The 17,011-nt window shown below is 65.0% G+C and carries 27 protein-coding genes and 1 pseudogene; 25 read left to right on the top strand and 3 right to left on the bottom strand.

Annotated features, from left to right (window positions below; genetic code table 11):
• From J2W23_RS30285 to J2W23_RS30215, 15 genes and pseudogenes are all read left to right on the top strand, one after another.
• Window positions 1-91 (top strand): annotated as a pseudogene (locus tag J2W23_RS30285) (elongation factor Tu); the annotation flags it as partial.
• A gap of 21 nt (window positions 92-112) precedes the next feature.
• A complete protein-coding gene (gene rpsJ / locus J2W23_RS30280) occupies window positions 113-427 on the top strand; it encodes a 30S ribosomal protein S10 (RefSeq protein WP_007838118.1) in 315 nt (104 codons plus the stop codon).
• 148 nt (window positions 428-575) lie between these two features.
• Window positions 576-2,156, top strand: coding sequence for a hypothetical protein (locus tag J2W23_RS30275; protein WP_307651359.1), 1,581 nt, complete (start codon window positions 576-578; stop codon window positions 2,154-2,156).
• An 11-nt stretch (window positions 2,157-2,167) separates the two neighbouring features.
• Window positions 2,168-2,698, top strand: a complete 531-nt coding sequence (locus J2W23_RS30270) for a hypothetical protein (protein ID WP_307651358.1) — start codon at window positions 2,168-2,170, stop codon at window positions 2,696-2,698.
• Between the two features lie 248 nt (window positions 2,699-2,946).
• Window positions 2,947-3,627, top strand: a complete 681-nt coding sequence (gene rplC, locus J2W23_RS30265) for a 50S ribosomal protein L3 (protein WP_176661995.1) — start codon at window positions 2,947-2,949, stop codon at window positions 3,625-3,627.
• Window positions 3,627-4,247, top strand: coding sequence for a 50S ribosomal protein L4 (rplD, locus tag J2W23_RS30260; protein ID WP_013543942.1), 621 nt, complete (start codon window positions 3,627-3,629; stop codon window positions 4,245-4,247). The genes rplC and rplD overlap by 1 nt, the downstream gene beginning before the upstream one ends.
• Complete coding sequence (gene rplW, locus J2W23_RS30255; protein WP_007838129.1) at window positions 4,244-4,579, top strand: 50S ribosomal protein L23; 336 nt, start codon at window positions 4,244-4,246, stop codon at window positions 4,577-4,579. The genes rplD and rplW overlap by 4 nt, the downstream gene beginning before the upstream one ends.
• A 2-nt stretch (window positions 4,580-4,581) precedes the next feature.
• Window positions 4,582-5,406, top strand: a complete 825-nt coding sequence (rplB, locus tag J2W23_RS30250) for a 50S ribosomal protein L2 (protein ID WP_176661994.1) — start codon at window positions 4,582-4,584, stop codon at window positions 5,404-5,406.
• Window positions 5,407-5,416: 10 nt separating this feature from the next.
• Window positions 5,417-5,695, top strand: coding sequence for a 30S ribosomal protein S19 (gene rpsS / locus J2W23_RS30245; RefSeq protein ID WP_007838132.1), 279 nt, complete (start codon window positions 5,417-5,419; stop codon window positions 5,693-5,695).
• A 9-nt stretch (window positions 5,696-5,704) separates the two neighbouring features.
• Complete coding sequence (gene rplV, locus J2W23_RS30240) at window positions 5,705-6,037, top strand: 50S ribosomal protein L22 (protein WP_007838134.1); 333 nt, start codon at window positions 5,705-5,707, stop codon at window positions 6,035-6,037.
• A gap of 17 nt (window positions 6,038-6,054) precedes the next feature.
• Complete coding sequence (rpsC, locus tag J2W23_RS30235) at window positions 6,055-6,969, top strand: 30S ribosomal protein S3 (RefSeq protein ID WP_093057771.1); 915 nt, start codon at window positions 6,055-6,057, stop codon at window positions 6,967-6,969.
• 28 nt (window positions 6,970-6,997) lie between these two features.
• A complete protein-coding gene (rplP, locus tag J2W23_RS30230; RefSeq protein ID WP_007838137.1) occupies window positions 6,998-7,414 on the top strand; it encodes a 50S ribosomal protein L16 in 417 nt (138 codons plus the stop codon).
• Between the two features lie 13 nt (window positions 7,415-7,427).
• Window positions 7,428-7,679 (top strand): 50S ribosomal protein L29, encoded by a 252-nt coding sequence (rpmC, locus tag J2W23_RS30225; RefSeq protein ID WP_176661993.1) that lies wholly within the window; start codon window positions 7,428-7,430, stop codon window positions 7,677-7,679.
• A gap of 9 nt (window positions 7,680-7,688) precedes the next feature.
• A complete protein-coding gene (gene rpsQ, locus J2W23_RS30220; RefSeq protein ID WP_015867662.1) occupies window positions 7,689-7,958 on the top strand; it encodes a 30S ribosomal protein S17 in 270 nt (89 codons plus the stop codon).
• 70 nt (window positions 7,959-8,028) lie between these two features.
• A complete protein-coding gene (locus J2W23_RS30215) occupies window positions 8,029-8,535 on the top strand; it encodes a peroxiredoxin (protein ID WP_013543937.1) in 507 nt (168 codons plus the stop codon).
• 12 nt (window positions 8,536-8,547) lie between these two features.
• On the opposite strand, the gene J2W23_RS30210 is transcribed toward J2W23_RS30215, so the two are convergent.
• Window positions 8,548-9,135: a GNAT family N-acetyltransferase gene (locus J2W23_RS30210; RefSeq protein ID WP_307651357.1), complete on the bottom strand. Its 588-nt coding sequence runs from the start codon at window positions 9,133-9,135 to the stop codon at window positions 8,548-8,550.
• Window positions 9,132-9,842 (bottom strand): cytochrome b/b6 domain-containing protein, encoded by a 711-nt coding sequence (locus J2W23_RS30205; protein WP_176661991.1) that lies wholly within the window; start codon window positions 9,840-9,842, stop codon window positions 9,132-9,134. The genes J2W23_RS30210 and J2W23_RS30205 overlap by 4 nt, the downstream gene beginning before the upstream one ends.
• Window positions 9,843-10,003: 161 nt before the next feature.
• Here J2W23_RS30205 and J2W23_RS30200 point away from each other — a divergent pair, with 161 nt between their 5' ends.
• A complete protein-coding gene (locus J2W23_RS30200) occupies window positions 10,004-10,450 on the top strand; it encodes a c-type cytochrome (protein WP_307651356.1) in 447 nt (148 codons plus the stop codon).
• Window positions 10,451-10,513: 63 nt separating this feature from the next.
• Here J2W23_RS30200 and J2W23_RS30195 read toward each other — a convergent pair whose 3' ends face one another.
• Window positions 10,514-11,011 carry a TlpA family protein disulfide reductase gene (locus tag J2W23_RS30195; protein WP_307651355.1) on the bottom strand — a complete coding sequence of 166 codons (498 nt, stop codon included), beginning with the start codon at window positions 11,009-11,011 and terminating at the stop codon, window positions 10,514-10,516.
• A 90-nt stretch (window positions 11,012-11,101) separates the two neighbouring features.
• Here J2W23_RS30195 and J2W23_RS30190 point away from each other — a divergent pair, with 90 nt between their 5' ends.
• The 9 genes from J2W23_RS30190 (at window position 11,102) to J2W23_RS30150 (ending at window position 16,998) form a co-directional block, all read left to right on the top strand.
• On the top strand, window positions 11,102-11,641 hold the full coding sequence (locus J2W23_RS30190) for a hypothetical protein (RefSeq protein WP_307651354.1): 540 nt from the start codon (window positions 11,102-11,104) through the stop codon (window positions 11,639-11,641).
• 167 nt (window positions 11,642-11,808) lie between these two features.
• The gene (locus J2W23_RS30185; protein ID WP_176661988.1) at window positions 11,809-12,264 is read left to right on the top strand and encodes a PTS sugar transporter subunit IIA; all 456 of its coding nucleotides are present in this window, start codon (window positions 11,809-11,811) and stop codon (window positions 12,262-12,264) included.
• Entirely contained in the window at window positions 12,233-12,502 is a 270-nt protein-coding gene (locus J2W23_RS30180) for an HPr family phosphocarrier protein (RefSeq protein ID WP_013543930.1), read from the top strand. The genes J2W23_RS30185 and J2W23_RS30180 overlap by 32 nt, the downstream gene beginning before the upstream one ends.
• Window positions 12,503-12,512: 10 nt before the next feature.
• The gene (gene ptsP / locus J2W23_RS30175) at window positions 12,513-14,312 is read left to right on the top strand and encodes a phosphoenolpyruvate--protein phosphotransferase (RefSeq protein ID WP_307651353.1); all 1,800 of its coding nucleotides are present in this window, start codon (window positions 12,513-12,515) and stop codon (window positions 14,310-14,312) included.
• A 22-nt stretch (window positions 14,313-14,334) separates the two neighbouring features.
• Window positions 14,335-15,054, top strand: a complete 720-nt coding sequence (locus J2W23_RS30170) for a YoaK family protein (protein ID WP_307651352.1) — start codon at window positions 14,335-14,337, stop codon at window positions 15,052-15,054.
• Between the two features lie 102 nt (window positions 15,055-15,156).
• Window positions 15,157-15,531: a DUF4148 domain-containing protein gene (locus J2W23_RS30165; protein ID WP_307651351.1), complete on the top strand. Its 375-nt coding sequence runs from the start codon at window positions 15,157-15,159 to the stop codon at window positions 15,529-15,531.
• A 132-nt stretch (window positions 15,532-15,663) separates the two neighbouring features.
• Entirely contained in the window at window positions 15,664-16,128 is a 465-nt protein-coding gene (locus J2W23_RS30160; RefSeq protein ID WP_176661985.1) for a Spy/CpxP family protein refolding chaperone, read from the top strand.
• A gap of 94 nt (window positions 16,129-16,222) precedes the next feature.
• Window positions 16,223-16,615, top strand: coding sequence for a DUF4260 domain-containing protein (locus J2W23_RS30155; protein ID WP_307651350.1), 393 nt, complete (start codon window positions 16,223-16,225; stop codon window positions 16,613-16,615).
• A complete protein-coding gene (locus tag J2W23_RS30150; protein WP_307651349.1) occupies window positions 16,615-16,998 on the top strand; it encodes a hypothetical protein in 384 nt (127 codons plus the stop codon). Before J2W23_RS30155 ends, J2W23_RS30150 begins: the two co-directional genes overlap by 1 nt.
• Window positions 16,999-17,011: the final 13 nt, after the last annotated feature.

Raw genomic sequence — 17,011 nt, 5'->3', positions numbered from 1 at the left:
GATCGCGATGGAAGAAGGCCTGCGCTTCGCCATCCGTGAAGGCGGCCGTACCGTGGGTTCGGGCGTCGTGGCAAAGATCCTCGACATCTAAGCCGGACGCAAAGGAAACATCATGGCTACCAAGCAAAAAATCCGCATCCGCCTGAAGGCGTTCGACTACAAGCTGATCGACCAATCGGCTGCCGAAATCGTTGACACCGCCAAGCGCACCGGCGCGATCGTCAAGGGCCCCGTGCCCCTGCCGACCCGCATGAAGCGTTTCGACATCCTGCGTTCGCCGCACGTCAACAAGACGTCGCGCGACCAGCTCGAGATCCGCACGCATCAGCGCCTGATGGACATCGTCGACCCGACCGACAAGACCGTGGACGCGCTGATGAAGCTCGACCTGCCGGCCGGCGTGGACGTCGAGATCAAGCTGCAGTAAGCAGTAAGAGCTCCCAGCGTCGCGTTTTGACGAAGCCCGCCTGCAGAAATGCAGGCGGGCTTTGTTTTTCAGGGTGTGGCTATGGCATCCTCTCGCACCGGTAAATCTTTCAAGCATCGGCCGCGGCTGAAACGAGGGCAGCACAGCTATGAGTCATAAGTTCTCTTTTGCGTTGGGTGCGGCGTGTGTTGCCGCTGTACTGCTGGCGGGCTGCGGCGGTGGTGGGGGTGGAGGCGGCGGTGGCGGGTTTCCGATCCTTCCGCCTGGCAATTCGGTCGCTCTGACCGGCAAGGCCACCTATGAATCCGTTCCGAATACGAATGGGCCTCTTGTCTATTCCGAGACCTCCGTCAAGCCGGTGCGCGGTGCGATGCTGGAAGTGCTCGATGCAACTTCTTCTGCGCAGCTCGCCGTGACGACCACCGATGACAGTGGGGCGTACTCGGTTGCCGTGCCGGCGAACACGACGATCGTCGTGCGCGTGAGGGCGCAACTGACGCGCACTGGCGCCTTCCCGAATTGGGATGTGAGCGTTCGCGACAACACTCAGGGCAATGCCCTGTACTCCATGCAGTCATCGGCGTTTTCGTCTGGCGCCACCGCGCTGACGCGTGATCTGCGCGCCGACACAGGATGGGGGGGCTCGAGCTACACGAGCCAACGCGTGGCTGCACCGTTTGCCGTGCTCGACACGGTCTACACGGCGATGCAGAAGGTGTTGTCGGTGGCGCCGACGACGGCGTTCCCGGTGCTGCGCGTGTTCTGGAGTCCCAACAACAAGCCGGCCGGCGGGAGTGTGGCGGCCGGGGACATTGGCAGTACCTTCTTCATCAACCGGAGCACGGGGCGAGAGATCTACGTGCTCGGCCGTGAGAATGTGGACACCGATGAGTTCGATGCACCTGTGATTGCCCATGAATGGGGCCATTACTACCAGTCGGCCTTCAGCCGCGACGACTCGCCCGGCGGGGACCACTCTCTGGATGATCGGGTGGATCGGCGGCTCGCGTTTTCCGAGGGATGGGGCAATGGCTGGTCGGGCATTGCCCTCGGGCGGAGCAACTATGTGGATTCAAAGGGGGCCCAGCAATCAAGGGGCGGCAACGTGAATCTTTCGGTGGGGCCGGCGACCAATCCGGGGTGGTACCGGGAAGGCTCGATCCAGGCGATCTTCTGGAATCTGAACCAGCAGGTCGGTTTCAAGCCCATCCACGACGCGTTGACGGGCATCCTTTTCAGGAGCGGTGCACCTGTCTCGTCGATCCATCCCTTCACCGCGGCGTTCAACACGACCGCGCCCGGCAGTGCTTCCGTACTGGCTGGCCTCCTTTCCGGCCAGAACATCAGCACGACGGCCAATGACCCCTATGGCGACACCGAGACGAACAACGGCGGATCGCCGACGGTCCCGAACGTGGTGCAGCCGATGTACCGAACGGCAACCGTGGGCGGCGCGCCGACCCAGGCCTGCGTCTCCAACGTCGAGGGCGACAACAACAAGCTCGGCAGCTTTGCCTACCTTCGATTCACTGCGCCCGCCAATCGCGACTACCAGTTCACGGTCAACGGCGGTCCCATAGGGGCCAACCCCGATTTCGACATCTTCCGGGGCGGCTTGGTCGCTCGATCGGGCAGCAAGGTCAGCCTGGGTGTGGGGGACTACGTTCTGGCTGTCAAAGATCTCAATAATTCCGGGGCATCGACATGCTTCAACGTCACCATTCAGTAGGAAAGGCCGTCATGAGCATCCGATCACGTTCGATGGTTTCCCTGGCCTGGCTTGCTGCGGCCGCATTGTCGGTGCCGGCCATGGCCGACGGCGTGCCGGGTGCGCGTCATGCCAAGTCCACTTCACATCGTGAGGCGCCCATGACAACCGCAGCGCGCAAGCCAAACGACGCCGGCGTGACGCTGCGGTTCCGGCTCGACGCTGTGCCACAAGTGGGGCGCGGTACCCCCGTGGTGTTGGAGTTCGGCGGTGTGACCGACCCGGAGGGCGCGACAGTGCGCTTTACAGCCGATGCAGGCCTGAAGGTGTCGGGCAGCGACACGCTGGCGCTGCCGATGGCCGGGCGCACGTCCGCAACTGTCACCGTGGTGAGTGAACAAGAAGGGCTCGCCTACCTCAACGTCTTCATCACGCACAAGGGCGCCATGAGCGCCATTTCGATCCCTATCCAGACCGGTACTGCGGCGCCAGTCCTGAAGTCCTCCGGCGAACTGAAGTCCACGCCGGACGGGGAAAACATCATCACGATGCCTGCCAAGTAGGCAGAAAAAACGGGCAAGAAAGGGGCAAATTGCCCCTGAAGATCCAGCCCGCAACACCGCTTGCACGGCGCCCGCATCGCGGGCTATAATCGCTGGCTCTGCCCTTGGTGCGTCCGTAGGGGTGCAGTTCGAGCAGAGATTTATCAACCTCCTTCCGCAGGCCGGAAACCCTTAGTGGGAACCAGCCAAACGCTGTCGCCAATTGAAGTGGCAGCGGCGAAGGGAGCTTCCATTTTTGGAGAAAACAAATGAGTCTGAGCAACTCCCTCGGGTTGCTGGGCCGCAAGGTGGGGATGATGCGTCTCTTCACCGATGACGGGGACGCAGTTCCTGTCACGGTGGTGGATGTGTCCAACAACCGTGTGACCCAGATCAAGTCCCAAGAGACCGATGGCTACGTCGCCCTGCAGGTGACGTTCGGTTCGCGCAAAGCATCGCGCGTGACCAAGCCCGAAGCCGGCCACCTCGCCAAGGCGGGTGTCGAAGCTGGTGAAATCATCCAGGAATTCCGCGTCACCGCAGAAACCGCAGGTCAGCACAAGGCTGGCGGCGTGATCACGGCTGGCAGCGTGTTCTCCGTGGGCCAGAAGGTGGACGTGCAAGGCACCTCCATCGGTAAGGGCTACGCTGGCACGATCAAGCGCCACAACATGAGCTCGCAACGCGCGTCGCACGGTAACAGCCGTTCGCACAACGTTCCCGGCTCGATCGGTATGGCACAAGACCCCGGTCGCGTGTTCCCCGGCAAGCGCATGACGGGTCATCTCGGCGATGTGACCAAGACCACGCAAAACCTCGACGTGTTCCGCATCGACGAAGCGCGTCAACTGCTGCTCATCAAGGGCGCGATCCCGGGTTCGAAGGGTGGCTTCGTCACCGTGCGTCCCGCCATCAAGGCCAAGCCGCAAGCGGCTGAAGGAGCGAAGTAATGCAACTCGAACTCCTGAACGAACAAGGCCAGGCCGCGTCGAAGTACGACGCCCCCGAGACCGTGTTCGGCCGTGACTACAACGAAGACCTGGTCCACCAGATCGTCGTTGCATTCCAGGCCAACGCCCGCCAAGGCACGCGCGCCCAGAAGGACCGCGAACAGGTCAAGCACTCGACCAAGAAGCCTTTCAAGCAAAAGGGAACGGGCCGCGCCCGTGCCGGTATGACGTCCTCGCCGCTGTGGCGCGGGGGTGGCCGGATTTTCCCGAACATGCCTGACGAAAACTTCTCGCAGAAGATCAACAAGAAGATGTACCGCGCCGGCATGGCCGCCATCTTCTCGCAGCTCGCTCGCGAAGGCCGTCTGGCCGTGGTGGATTCGCTGACCGTGGATTCGCCCAAGACGAAGCCGCTGGCAGCCCGTTTCAAGGCAATGAATCTCGAGTCCGTGCTCGTGATCGCCGAAGAAGTCGACGAAAACCTGTACCTTGCCTCGCGCAATCTGGTCAACATCCTCGTGGTCGAACCCCGTTACGCCGATCCGGTGTCGCTGGTTCACTACAAGAAGGTGCTGGTCACCAAGGGTGCCGTCGACAAGCTCAAGGAGATGTTCGCATGAGCCGCGTGAACCCTACCGCCGCTGAACGTACGTTCGAAGAAGGCCGCCTGATGGCGGTGCTGGTCGCCCCGATCGTTTCCGAAAAGGCAACGATGGTCGGCGAGAAGTCGAACGCTGTCACTTTCAAGGTGCTGCAAGACGCCACCAAGCCCGAGATCAAGGCCGCTGTCGAACTGATGTTCAAGGTCGAAGTCCAGGGCGTGTCGGTGCTCAACACCAAGGGCAAGACCAAGCGCTTTGGCAAGTCCATCGGCCGCCGCGACAACGTTCGCAAGGCTTATGTGACGCTCAAGCCGGGTCAAGAGCTCAACCTCGTCGGGGAAGGCGCTTAATCATGGCCGTCATCAAGATGAAACCCACTTCGCCGGGCCAACGCGGCGCGGTGAAGATTTCGCGTGACCACCTGTACAAGGGTGCTCCTCACGCTCCCCTGCTGGAACCCCAGTTCCAGAAGGCCGGCCGTAACAACAACGGTCACATCACGATCCGTCATCGTGGCGGCGGTGCCAAGCACCACTACCGCGTTGTCGACTTCGTGCGCAACAAGGACGGCATCCCGGCCAAGGTCGAACGCATCGAGTACGACCCGAACCGTACCGCCCACATCGCTCTGGTCTGCTACGCCGACGGCGAGCGCCGCTACATCATCGCCCCGCGCGGTCTGGAAGCTGGTGCAACGCTGCTGTCGGGCGCCGAAGCTCCGATCCGCGCCGGCAACACCCTGCCGATCCGCAACATCCCGGTCGGCTCGACGATCCACTGCATCGAACTGCAACCCGGCAAGGGCGCGCAGATCGCACGTTCGGCCGGCACGTCGGCCACGCTGCTGGCTCGTGAAGGCGTCTACGCCCAGGTCCGCATGCGTTCGGGTGAGGTGCGTCGCATCCACATCGAATGCCGCGCAACCATCGGCGAAGTGGCCAACGAAGAGCACAGCCTGCGCCAACTCGGCAAGGCCGGTGTGAAGCGTCACATGGGTATTCGCCCGACCGTTCGCGGTGTGGTGATGAACCCGGTCGACCACCCGCACGGTGGTGGCGAAGGCAAGACTGGCGAAGGCCGCCACCCTGTCGACCCATGGGGCAACCTGACCAAGGGCTATCGCACCCGTAACAACAAGCGCACGCAGGTCTTCATCGTGTCGCGTCGCAAGAAGTAAGGGATAGCCCATGACTCGCTCTCTCAAAAAGGGTCCTTTCGTCGACCACCACCTCGTGGCCAAGGCCGACAAGGCCGTGACGACCAAGGACAAGAAGCCGATCAAGACCTGGTCGCGTCGTTCGATGGTTCTGCCCGAGTTCATCGGTCTGACCATCGCCGTGCACAACGGCAAGCAACACGTGCCTGTGTACATCACCGACCAGATGGTCGGCCACAAGCTCGGCGAATTTGCGCTCACGCGCACGTTCAAGGGGCACCCCGCGGACAAAAAAGTCCAGAAGAAGTAAGGAACGACCATGTCTGAAACACGTGCAGTCCTCCGCGGTGTCCGCCTCTCGGTCGACAAGGGCCGTCTGGTCGCGGACCTCATCCGCGGCAAGAAGGTCGATCAAGCGCTCAACGTTCTGCAGTTCACGCAGAAGAAGGCCGCTGTGATCATCAAGAAGGTGCTCGAGTCGGCAATTGCCAACGCCGAGCACAACGACGGTGCCGACATCGACGAGCTGAAGGTCAAGACCATCTACGTCGAGCAAGGTGCAACGCTCAAGCGCTTCACGGCGCGGGCCAAGGGTCGCGGCAATCGCATCAGCAAGCCCACGTGCCATGTGTACGTGACGGTTGGCAACTAAGAAGGCCTGGAAGAAATATGGGACAGAAAATCCACCCAACCGGGTTCCGCCTTGCGGTCACCCGTAACTGGTCCAGCCGCTGGTACGCAAGCGACCGCGATTTCGCGGGCATGCTGGCCGAAGACATCAAGGTTCGCGAATACCTGAAGAAGAAGCTGAAGAACGCTTCGGTCTCGCGCGTCATGATCGAGCGTCCCGCCAAGAACGCACGCATCACGATCTACTCGGCACGTCCGGGCGTCGTGATCGGCAAGAAGGGCGAAGACATCGAGAACCTCAAGCGCGAACTGGGCAAGCAGCTCGGCGTGCCGGTGGCAGTGAACATCGAAGAAGTGCGCAAGCCCGAAATCGATGCCCAACTGATCGCCGACAGCATCACGCAGCAGCTCGAAAAGCGGATCATGTTCCGCCGAGCCATGAAGCGTGCCATGCAGAACGCCATGCGTCTGGGTGCCCTGGGCATCAAGATCATGTCGGCTGGCCGCCTGAACGGCATCGAAATCGCGCGTACCGAGTGGTACCGCGAAGGCCGCGTGCCGCTTCACACCCTGCGCGCCGACATCGACTACGGCACCTCGGAAGCCAAGACCACCTACGGCGTCATCGGCGTCAAGGTCTGGGTCTACAAGGGTGACACGCTGGGTCGTAACGACCTGCCGGCCGTCGAAACGCCGCGTCCTGAAGAAGAACGTCGTCCGCGTGGTCCGCGCCGCGATGGCCGCCCGGGTGGCGACCGTCCGGGTTCGGATCGTCGTGGTCCCGGCCCCCGTGCCGGCGCCCGCGGCCCGATCGGTGGCAACACCGCTCCGGCCGATGGCAGCGACAAGCCCGCCGAAGCAACCGGCGGTGCCGGTGCAGACTCGAAACCCGCCGTTAAGCGCGTCCGCAAAGCCGCGCCAGCTGCAGCAGCTGACGGTGCCAAGACCGAGTAATTGGTCTTAGAACTACGGAGTAACAAAAATGCTGCAACCTGCACGCAGAAAGTTCCGCAAGGAACAAAAGGGCCGCAACACCGGCATCGCAACCACGGGTAACTCGGTTGCGTTCGGTGACTTCGGTCTCAAATGCACCGACCGCGGCCGCCTCACGGCGCGCCAGATCGAAGCCGCTCGTCGCGCGATCTCGCGTCACGTGAAGCGCGGTGGCCGTATCTGGATCCGCGTGTTCCCGGACAAGCCGATCTCGACCAAGCCCGCCGAAGTGCGGATGGGTAACGGTAAGGGCAACCCCGAGTACTACGTCGCTGAAATCCAGCCTGGCAAGATCGTGTTCGAGATCGTCGGCGTGCCCGAAGAACTCGCCCGCGAAGCGTTCCGTCTGGCCGCCGCCAAGCTTCCGCTGCGCACGACGTTCGTCGCTCGCCAGCTCGGCGCCTGAGAGGAGAACATCCATGGCAACACGTAAGAAAAAAGAAACCGCGGCTCCGGCCAAGGTCACCAAGGCTGCAGCCCTTCGCACGAAGGACGTCGCAGGCCTCGAAGCCGAAATCAAGGACCTGCAGAAGGCCCATTTCGGTCTGCGCATGCAGAAAGCCACGCAACAGTTGTCGAACACCTCGACGCTGCGCGTGACGCGCCGCGACATCGCGCGCGCCAAGACCATTCTTGCGCAGAAGCAGCAAGAAACCCAAGCCGCCAAGTAAGGAGTGAACATGACGGAAGCTAAAAAATCCCTCAAGCGCACCTTGATCGGCAAGGTGGTCAGCGACAAGCGTGCCAAGACCGTGACCGTGCTGGTCGAGCGCCGTGTGAAGCACGAGCTCTACGGCAAGATCGTGGCCAAGACGAGCAAGTACCACGCCCATGACGAAAAGGGCGAGTACAAGCTGGGCGACACCATCGAGATCACGGAAAGCCGTCCGATCTCGAAGACCAAGAACTGGGTCGTGACCCGCTTGGTCGAGAAGGCCGTGCTGGTCTGATCTTCGAGTCCAACGACTCAACCGGAAACGGCCCACAATGTGGGCCGTTTTTCTTTTTCAGGAGCATTCAATGATCAAAGTCGGTGACACCCTTCCTTCGGCAACCCTGCAGGAATATTCCGAAGTCGAGGGCGAAGGCTGCAGCATCGGCCCGAACGCCGTGGACGTGGCCAAGGCTTCGGCTGGCAAGACCATTGCGCTGTTCGCACTGCCGGGCGCCTTCACGCCCACCTGTTCGGCCAAGCATGTGCCGGGCTATGTGCAGCACTTCGACGACTTCAAGGCCGCCGGCGTGGACGAGATCTGGTGCGTGAGCGTGAACGATGCCTTCGTGATGGGCGCCTGGGCGCGCGACCAGAAGACCGGCGCCAAGGTGCGCATGCTGGCCGACGGCAGCGCCGATTTCGCCAAGGCCACCGGCCTCACGCTCGATCTGACGGGGCGTGGCATGGGCCTGCGCAGCAACCGCTATTCGATGCTCGTGAAGGACGGCAAGGTCGCGACGCTCAATGTCGAGGCACCCGGCAAGTTCGAAGTCAGCGACGCGGACACGCTGCTGGCGCAAGCCCGCGGCTGAGCGACCCTTCGTTCAGAGATCTGCCTTGAGGTAGTGAGCCCCCGCGATGGGGTTGTGATAGTAGGGCGGCACTTCCTCGAAGCCCAGGTCTTCGTAGAGTGCCCGCGCCGATTCCATGTCGTCGAGCGTATCGAGCAGCACGCAGCCGTAGCCGGCGGCGCGTGCCGCGTCGAGGATCGCCTCGGCGAGTTGCCGGCCGAGGCCGAGGCCCCGGAAGCCGGGGCGCACGAAAAGCCGCTTCATTTCCGCTGCATTCGCGTAGTCCGCGCTGTCGAGCGGGCGCAGGGCGCAGCAGCCCGCCACGTGCGCGAGCGAGCCGTCGGCGCGCCGCAGCATCGGAGCCAGCCGGCCGGTTTCTTCCTTGATGTTCGCCGGATCCACGAGTGCCAGCAGCAGCATGCCGCGCGGTTCGGCGTATTCGCCCGGCAGGTCGGCCAGTTCGCTGTCGAAATCCTGGAAATCCAGGTCGATGTTCAGCGAGGCGGCATAGTCGCGGAAGATCGCGCGCGCGGCGTCGATCTCGTGAGCTTCATCGGGCGTGAGCAGTATGACGACCGGCGTGTCCGCCAGCGGCAGGGGGCGCGAAACCGAAGAACTCATACGCGCAGCGACGCCACCCAGTACGCCACGCCCGCGCACAGCGCGAACAGCACCAGGGCCAGCCCGCGCGAAGCCGCATCGTCGCGGCTCTCCGCGACCTCGCCGCTCGTGCCCGATACGAGCTTGTCGCCTGACACCATCGGCCGCACAAGGCGATGCCGCCTGACCAGCACATAGAACAGCACGGCCAGCACATGCAGGCTGACGAGCGTGATCACGATCCACTTGCCCTGCGCCTTGTGCCAGCCGGTGGCGAAGCTCACCACCGCACCCGAGACGAAGCGGGTGAGCGGCCCGGAGGCGGAGATCTCGTCATCGGCCATCAGCCCGGTGGCGACCTGGAACGCTAGGATCGCCAGCACCGCGAACACTGAAAGCGCCCCCAGCGGCGTGTGCCCGATCAGGTGGTCCGGATGTGCCCGCCCGCGCAGGTAGTTGATGACCGACCCCGGCGCATAGATGAACGCCGCGAAGCGCGACCAGCGCCCACCCACGAAGCCCCAGAGCAGCCGGAACAGCAGCAGCGCGAGCACCGTGTACCCGAGGCGGAAGTGCCATTCCATGATGCCGCTGAGGCCGGTTCCGATCAGGCCGATCACGGCGACGGCCAGCGCCCAGTGGAAAAGACGCGTCGGCAGGTCCCAGACTCGCGTGGAGGTCGCGGTGCTGGCGGTCGCCTGGAGGGCGGCCACGGAGGTGTCGGTCATCGATGGGGGGCGCGGATGCGCGAGGCTGCGGAAGGCGCAGATTAGCAAAGTCCGGGCGCAGGGCTGCTTCGGGTTGTTGCTATGCGCCCGACATGGCCTGCCCCTACACTCGGCCGCAGCGCCGCGTTCTGCTGCGTTGCCCATCCACACAAGGACCCACGATGACCCGACTTGCCTCGTTCGCCCTTGCAGCCGTCTGCGCTGCGATGTCCCTGCCTGCCGCGGCCCAGTTCGCCAAGCCCGAGGACGCCATCAAGTACCGCCAGAGTGCGCTGTTCGTGATGAGCCAGCATTTCGGCCGCCTCGGTGCCATGGCCAACGGCCGCGTTCCCTACGATGCAGCGGCTGCCGCAGCCAACGCCGAAGTCGTGGCCGACATGGCGAAGCTGCCCTGGGCGGGCTTCGGCGCCGGCACCGAGGGCGGCAAGGCCAAGCCCGAAGTCTGGAAGGAAGACGCCAAGTTCAAGGAACGCCAGCAGAAGCTGATCGAGGAAACCGGCAAGCTGGTGGTTGCCGCCAAGGCCGGCAACATCGACTCGCTGAAGGCCCAGTTCGGCCCGACCGGCGCAAGCTGCAAGGCTTGCCACGACAGCTTCCGCAACCAGTAAGAGCGGCTGCAAAAAACAAAAGGCGCTACCGGGTAGCGCCTTTTTTATTGGGGTGAAGAAGCTTCAAGCCTCGGCGAGCAGCTTCTCGATGAGCTTGTGCAGCTCGGCGAAGTCCGGCTCCCCGACGTAGCGCTTCACGATTTCGCCCTGCTTGTTGACCAGGTAGGTGGTTGGCGTGAGCTTCACGTCGCCCCAGGCTTGCGCCACGCTGCCGGTGTTGTCGATCGCCACCTTGAACGGCAGCTTGCGGGTTTCGGCGAAGTTGACGACGTAGCTCGGCGGGTCGTAGCTCATGGCCACCGCCAGCGTGTCGTAGCCCCTGGACTTGTACTTGTCGTAGGTCGCGATGACCTTGGGCATCTCGCCGACGCAGGTCACGCAGCTCGTGGCCCAGAAGTTGACCAGGGTGACCTTGCCCTTCAGGTCGGCGGTGGTCTTCTGGCTGCCGTCCAGCAGCACGAAGGTGGAGGCCGGAGCCGCCGTGTTGCCGGAGCCGAGGTACACGCCCACGCCAACGGCCAATGCAAGAGCGACGGCGGCGGCAGCGATGTATTTTTTCATGGCAGCGGAGAGAGAAGGGCGGCGCGATTTTAGTTCCGCCCGCGGGATCGTGCTGGCGTGTGCCCGGGCCGGCTCGATAATCGCTCCCCCATGCCGTCGTTCGCCCCTCGCCCCTGGTTTGCGCTGACAGCCACAGCCGCCTTTCTTGTCGCCTGCAGCCCCACCTTCAACTGGCGCGAGGTGCATATCGCCGATGCGGGCCTTGTCGCGCTCCTGCCCTGCAAGCCCGATCGCGCGAACCGCGCGTTGCCGCTGGGCGCCGAATCCGTGCAGGTCGACATGGCCGGCTGCGAGACCGGTGGCGCGACTTTCGCCATTGCCCATGCTTCCGCCGCCAGCCCGGAACAGGCCGAGGCCTGGCTCAACGCCTGGCGCGCGGCCACGCGCGGCCAGCTGGGCAATGCGAAGGTGGCGGAAGCCCCGGCGGCCCTGCAGCGCGCGACCGCAGTGCCCGCGCCAGCGCGGCTCGATGCGCAAGGGGTCCAGCCGGGCGCCTCGCCCGTTCAGGTGCTCTGGTTCGCCCAATCGCAGAAAAACGGCACCGTGGCGCTTTACCAGGCGACCGTGCTCGGCAAGCCGTCCGCGCCCGAGGCGTCGAAGACCTTCTTCGAGGGCCTGCGCCTTCCATGAGCGGCGTACCCTCGGCCACATCGTCGTTGCTTGCTATGGTTCCTATAGCTGCGAAGGTGGCGGCAGTTTCGTGCTGCGTTGTCCCATTTCCGGGGCTGCCGCGTTGTGTCGTATCTCTACTTCCACTGGGCGTCCCCGCATAATCGACGCGTCGTCCTCCGAGCCGCATGAACAGCATCCTCATCATTGCCCACTCACCGTTCGCGCAGGCGCTGCGGCAGTGCGCGCTGCATGTGTTTCCCGACTGCGAGCAGGCCGTCGTCGCACTCGACGTGCTGCCCAATGTGTCGCCCGAGGAAACGCTGGCCGCCGCCCGCATCACGCTCGCGCAGCAACTGCACGCCCCGCGTTCGCAGGTGCTGGTGCTGGCCGATGTGTTCGGCGCCACGCCTTGCAACGTGGCGCAGAAGCTGGTGGACGGCGTCCGCTCCCGGCTGGTGGCCGGCGTCAATCTGCCGATGCTGCTGCGCGCCGTGACCTACCGCCACGAACCGCTCGACACGCTCGTGCAGCGCGCCATCGCGGGCGGCACCGCGGGCGTCATGCAGGTGGCGGTAGCGGCTCCCCAGAACCAGGCAAAAAGAAAGCACAGTGATCAAGAAATCCGTGACCATCAGCAATAAGCTGGGCCTGCACGCACGCGCATCGGCCAAGCTGACCAAGCTCGCAGGCAGCTATCCCTGCGAGGTGTGGCTCTCGCGCGGCGACCGCCGCATCAATGCCAAGAGCATCATGGGCGTCATGATGCTGGCCGCCGGCCTGGGCTCCACTGTCGAGCTCGAGACCAACGGCCAGCAGGAAGAAGAAGCGATGAACGCCATCGTCCAATTGATGGACGACAAGTTCGGCGAAGGCGAATAAGGGCAGCGCCATGACCTTCGCAGTCCACGGCCTCCCTGTCGCCCGTGGCATTGCCATCGGCCGTGCGGTGCTGGTGGTGTCGAGCCGCATCGACGTCGCCCACTACTTCATCAAGCCCGAGGAAATCGAGACCGAGATCGACCGCGTGCGCACTGCGCGCAATGCCGTCGCCGACGAGCTCGCCAAGCTGCAGACCAGCGTCGCGCAGATGGGCCCGAACGACGCACCGCACGAGCTCGCTGCGCTGCTCGAGGTGCACCAGATGCTGCTGCAGGACGAGGCCCTCACCGGCGGCGTCAAGCACTGGATCACCGACCGGCTCTACAACGCCGAATGGGCGCTGACCACGCAGCTGGAGATCATCGCGCGCCAGTTCGACGAGATGGAGGACGAGTACCTGCGCGAGCGCAAGGCCGACCTCGAGCAGGTGGTCGAGCGCCTCCTGCACCGAATGAAGGGCACGGCCGCGGTGCTTGCGCCCAGTCCGCCGCGCCGCAAGCGCGCCGCCACCCACGACGATGACGACGACCCCACGGCGGGCGACGGCATCGACGTGCCGCTGGTGCTGATCGCGCACGACCTCTCGCCGGCCGACATGCTCCAGTTCAAGAAGAGCGTGTTCGCCGGCTTCGTGACCGACGTGGGCGGGCGCACCTCGCACACCGCGATCGTCGCGCGCAGCATGGACATCCCGGCCATCGTGGGCGCGCGCACGGCGAGCCAGCTGGTGCGCCAGGACGACTGGGTCATCATCGACGGCGACGCCGGCGTGATGATCATCGACCCCTCGCCGATCATCCTGGCCGAGTACGGCTTCAAGCAGCGCCAGGGCGACCTCGAACGCGGCCGGCTCGCGCGGCTGCGTCACAAGCCAGCGGTCACGCTCGACGGCCAGCGCGTCGAACTGCTCGCGAACATCGAGATGCCCGAGGACACCGTGGGCGCCGTCAAGGCGGGCGCGGTGGGCGTGGGCCTGTTCCGCAGCGAATTCCTCTTCATGGGCCGCGAGTCGTCGGCGCGCCAGACGCGCTTGCCCGACGAGGAAGAGCAGTACCAGGCCTACAAGCGCGCGGTCGAGGGCATGCAGGGCATGCCGGTCACGATCCGCACCATCGACGTGGGCGCCGACAAGCAGCTGGAGAATAAATCGGGCAGCAAGCAGGAGCATCTGAACCCCGCGCTCGGCCTGCGCGCCATTCGCTGGAGCCTGGCCGATCCGGCGATGTTCCTCACGCAGTTGCGCGCCATCCTGCGTGCCGCGGCGCACGGCGAGATCCATCTGCTGATCCCCATGCTCGCGCATGCGAGCGAGATCCGCCAGACGCTCTCGCTGATCGACTTTGCGCGCACCGAGCTGGACAACCGCGGCGCCGTGCATGGCGCCGTGAAGCTCGGCGCGATGATCGAGATCCCGGCTGCCGCGCTCACGCTCAAGACCTTTCTCAAGCACTTCGATTTCCTGTCGATCGGCACCAACGACCTGATCCAGTACACGCTGGCCATCGACCGCGCCGACGAGTCGGTCGCGCACCTCTACGATCCCGCGCATCCCGCGGTGCTGAAGCTGGTGGCCGACACCATCGCCGAGTGCCGCCGCCAGGGCAAGGGCGTGGCCGTGTGCGGCGAAATGGCGGGCGACGTGGCCTTCACCCGCCTGCTGCTCGGCCTGGGCCTGCGCAGCTTCTCGATGCACCCGTCGCGCATCCTCGCCGTCAAGCAGGAAGTGCTGCGCGCCGACACCAGCAAGCTCGAAGCGTGGGCCAAGGGCATCCTGGAGTCCGACGACCCGGCCACAGCCCTCGCGGGCTGATGCGAGGCGGGCGGCTGCGGGAATGACGAACGCCACGCCCGCAACCCCTGCACCGGCGCTCGCCGCCGAAAACCCGCCTGGCGGTGCGTGGCTCGGCATGCTGCTCGCCTTCACGGGCGGCTTCGTCGACACCCTCGGTTTCGTGGCGCTGTTCGGGCTCTTCACTGCGCACGTCACCGGCAACTTCGTGCTGATCGGTGCGGCGATTGCCGGCGGCGCGCATTCGGGCGTGGTCGGCAAGCTGCTGGCCCTGCCGATGTTCGTGATCGGCGTGGCCGCCACGCGAATGTTCCAGTTGCGGCGCGAGCGCCGCGGTCTCGACACCGCGGTGCCGCTGATGGCCACGCAGTTGCTCTTTCTCGTGGCCTTCATGGTGGCTGGCGTGTGGGCCGGCCCTTTCGTGAGCGGCAACGGCGCATCGGCCATCGCGGTCGGCCTGGTGGGCGTGCTGACCATGTCGATCCAGAACACCGCCGCGCGCAGCGTCTTCGCGCGGCTGACGCCAAGCACGGTGATGACCGGCAACGTCACGCAGCTCGTGATGGACCTCGTCGACATGGCCGCGCGTGCACCCGCTGCAGACGCGGCCGCGGGGCGTGTGCGCAAGGCCTGGCCGCCGATCGCAGCGTTCGCGGCGGGCTCACTGGCTGGTGGGCTGGGTTATGCGCATGCAGGCTTCTGGGCACTGCTTGCGCCCTGCGCCGCGCTGGCCGCATTGCTTCGGTTACTGCGAAAGCAATAGCGTCGCAATAAAACGAAACACGCCGAAACCGCGGCGAAAGGACTTGCTGCACCTCTGCAAGCACGATCAGGGCTCCTCAACACACCCTGAAAGGCCTGCATCATGAAGTCCCTCTCCCTGACCCAGATCATCACCGTCGGCTCGTTCGCCATGCTGGCCGCAGCAGGCGCCAAGGCCGAGAGCTACCAGGGCGTGCAGCCCGCCGTGTCGGCCATGAGCCGTGCCGAGGTCAGCGCGGAAGCCGTGCGCACCGCATCGGCACCCAATCAGAACATCGTGCGCGGCTCGCGCGGCCCTGAAACCGTGGCGGTCTCGACCGAACGCGCCCGCGTCGTGGCCGAAGCCGTGCGCACCGCCGCCGCTCCCGACCAGAACGTGACCTCGGGCTCGCGCGTGAACAGCAAGGTCATCTCGACGATGCAGAACCCCGTCGATGCACGCGCCGAAGCCGTGCGCAACAACAGCAGCAAGCTCTGAGCAACCTCGGCCGCGTTGTTGCCTCACCCGTCGCAATAAAACGAAACACGCCGAAACCGCGGTGAGAGGACTTCGGAGCGCACGAATCGCACCATCGAGCTTCCTCTTCTTCCGACAACACAAGGACGTCTCATGAAACACTGGATCAAGCGCACTCTCTTCGGTTTCGCCGGCGCGGCGATGGTGGCTGGCAGCATCGCCGGCTGTGCAGGACAACGCCACGGCTGGGGCGGCGACAGCGCCGAGTTCCGCACCAAGATGGTCGAGCGTGTGGGCAGCAAGCTCGAACTCGACACCGCGCAAAAGCAAAAGCTCACCGTGCTGGCCGAGAAACTGCAGGCGCAGCGCGAAGCGTTGCGCGGCGCGGGTGGCTCGGGCGATCCGCGTTCGCAGTTCAAGGCGCTGTTCGCGGGCAACAAGCTCGACCAGGCCGGTGCCACGCGGCTCATCGACGAGAAGACCACCGCGGTACGCAACGGCAGCCCCGAAGTCATTGCCGCCGCCGCGGACTTCTTCGACAGCCTGAACGCCGCCCAACAACAGAAGGTCCGCGACTTCATGGACCGGGGCGGCCGTCGCTGGAGCCGTCATGGCTGAGCTTGACTCACCCCCAGGCTTCGCGCACTTCGTGCCGCTACGCCAACCCTCTTCCAGGGGGCGACACCTGTGGCCCGGCGAAGCCGGTTCCACGGTGTCTCGCGAACAAGTCGTCGTGGGCGGCGTGCGCACCCTGCTGCGGCTCGAAGGTGCCTTCGTGCTGGCCGCTGCACTGGCCGCCTACACGCAGTTCGGACTCGGCTGGGGCGTGTTCGCGCTCTGGCTGCTCGTGCCCGACCTGTCGCTGCTCGGCTACCTCGCGGGCCCGCGCACGGGCGCGGCGCTCTACAACGCGGCGCACTCGTACATCGGCCCTGTCGCGCTGCTCGTGCTCGGCGTGCTCGCGGCGATGCCGTGGGCCGTGGCCGGCGCGCTGATCTGGCTGACCCACATCGGCTTCGACCGCGCACTCGGCTACGGCCTGAAGTACGCCTCGGGCTTCGGCCTCACGCACCTGGGCCGCATCGGCCGCGCCGATCCATGGTGATGGCGAACCCCACGGCCCCCGTGCTGCGCCCGCAGGCCGCGCGCGCCTGGATGCTGGCCGAGGCGCTCGCGCTCGGCGTCGCATCGACGGTGCACGCCGGCCTGCTCGTGCCGGGCTACGCCCATCCGCAGGCCCGCATCGCCGAGGCTGTGATCGCCACCGTGCTGGTGCTGGCTTCGGTGGAGACCTGGCTGCGTCCCGAACATGCGCGCCGCGCCGCGATCTTCGGCCAGGGCTTCGCGCTCGTCGGTACGCTGGTCGGCCTTCTCACCATCGTGCTCGGCATCGGTCCGCACACGGTGCCCGATGTTGCCTATCACGCGCTGCTGCTCGCAGTGCTCGTGACGGGCCTGACTGTGGCGGTGCGATGCCGACCGGTCTGATGGCCAGCGAAGT

Source organism: Variovorax boronicumulans, assembly GCF_030812215.1.
Taxonomy (GTDB): Bacteria; Pseudomonadota; Gammaproteobacteria; order Burkholderiales; family Burkholderiaceae_C; genus Variovorax; species Variovorax boronicumulans_C.
Note: the sequence above shows the minus strand (reverse complement) of the source record. Positions and strands in the feature narration are given on the sequence as shown.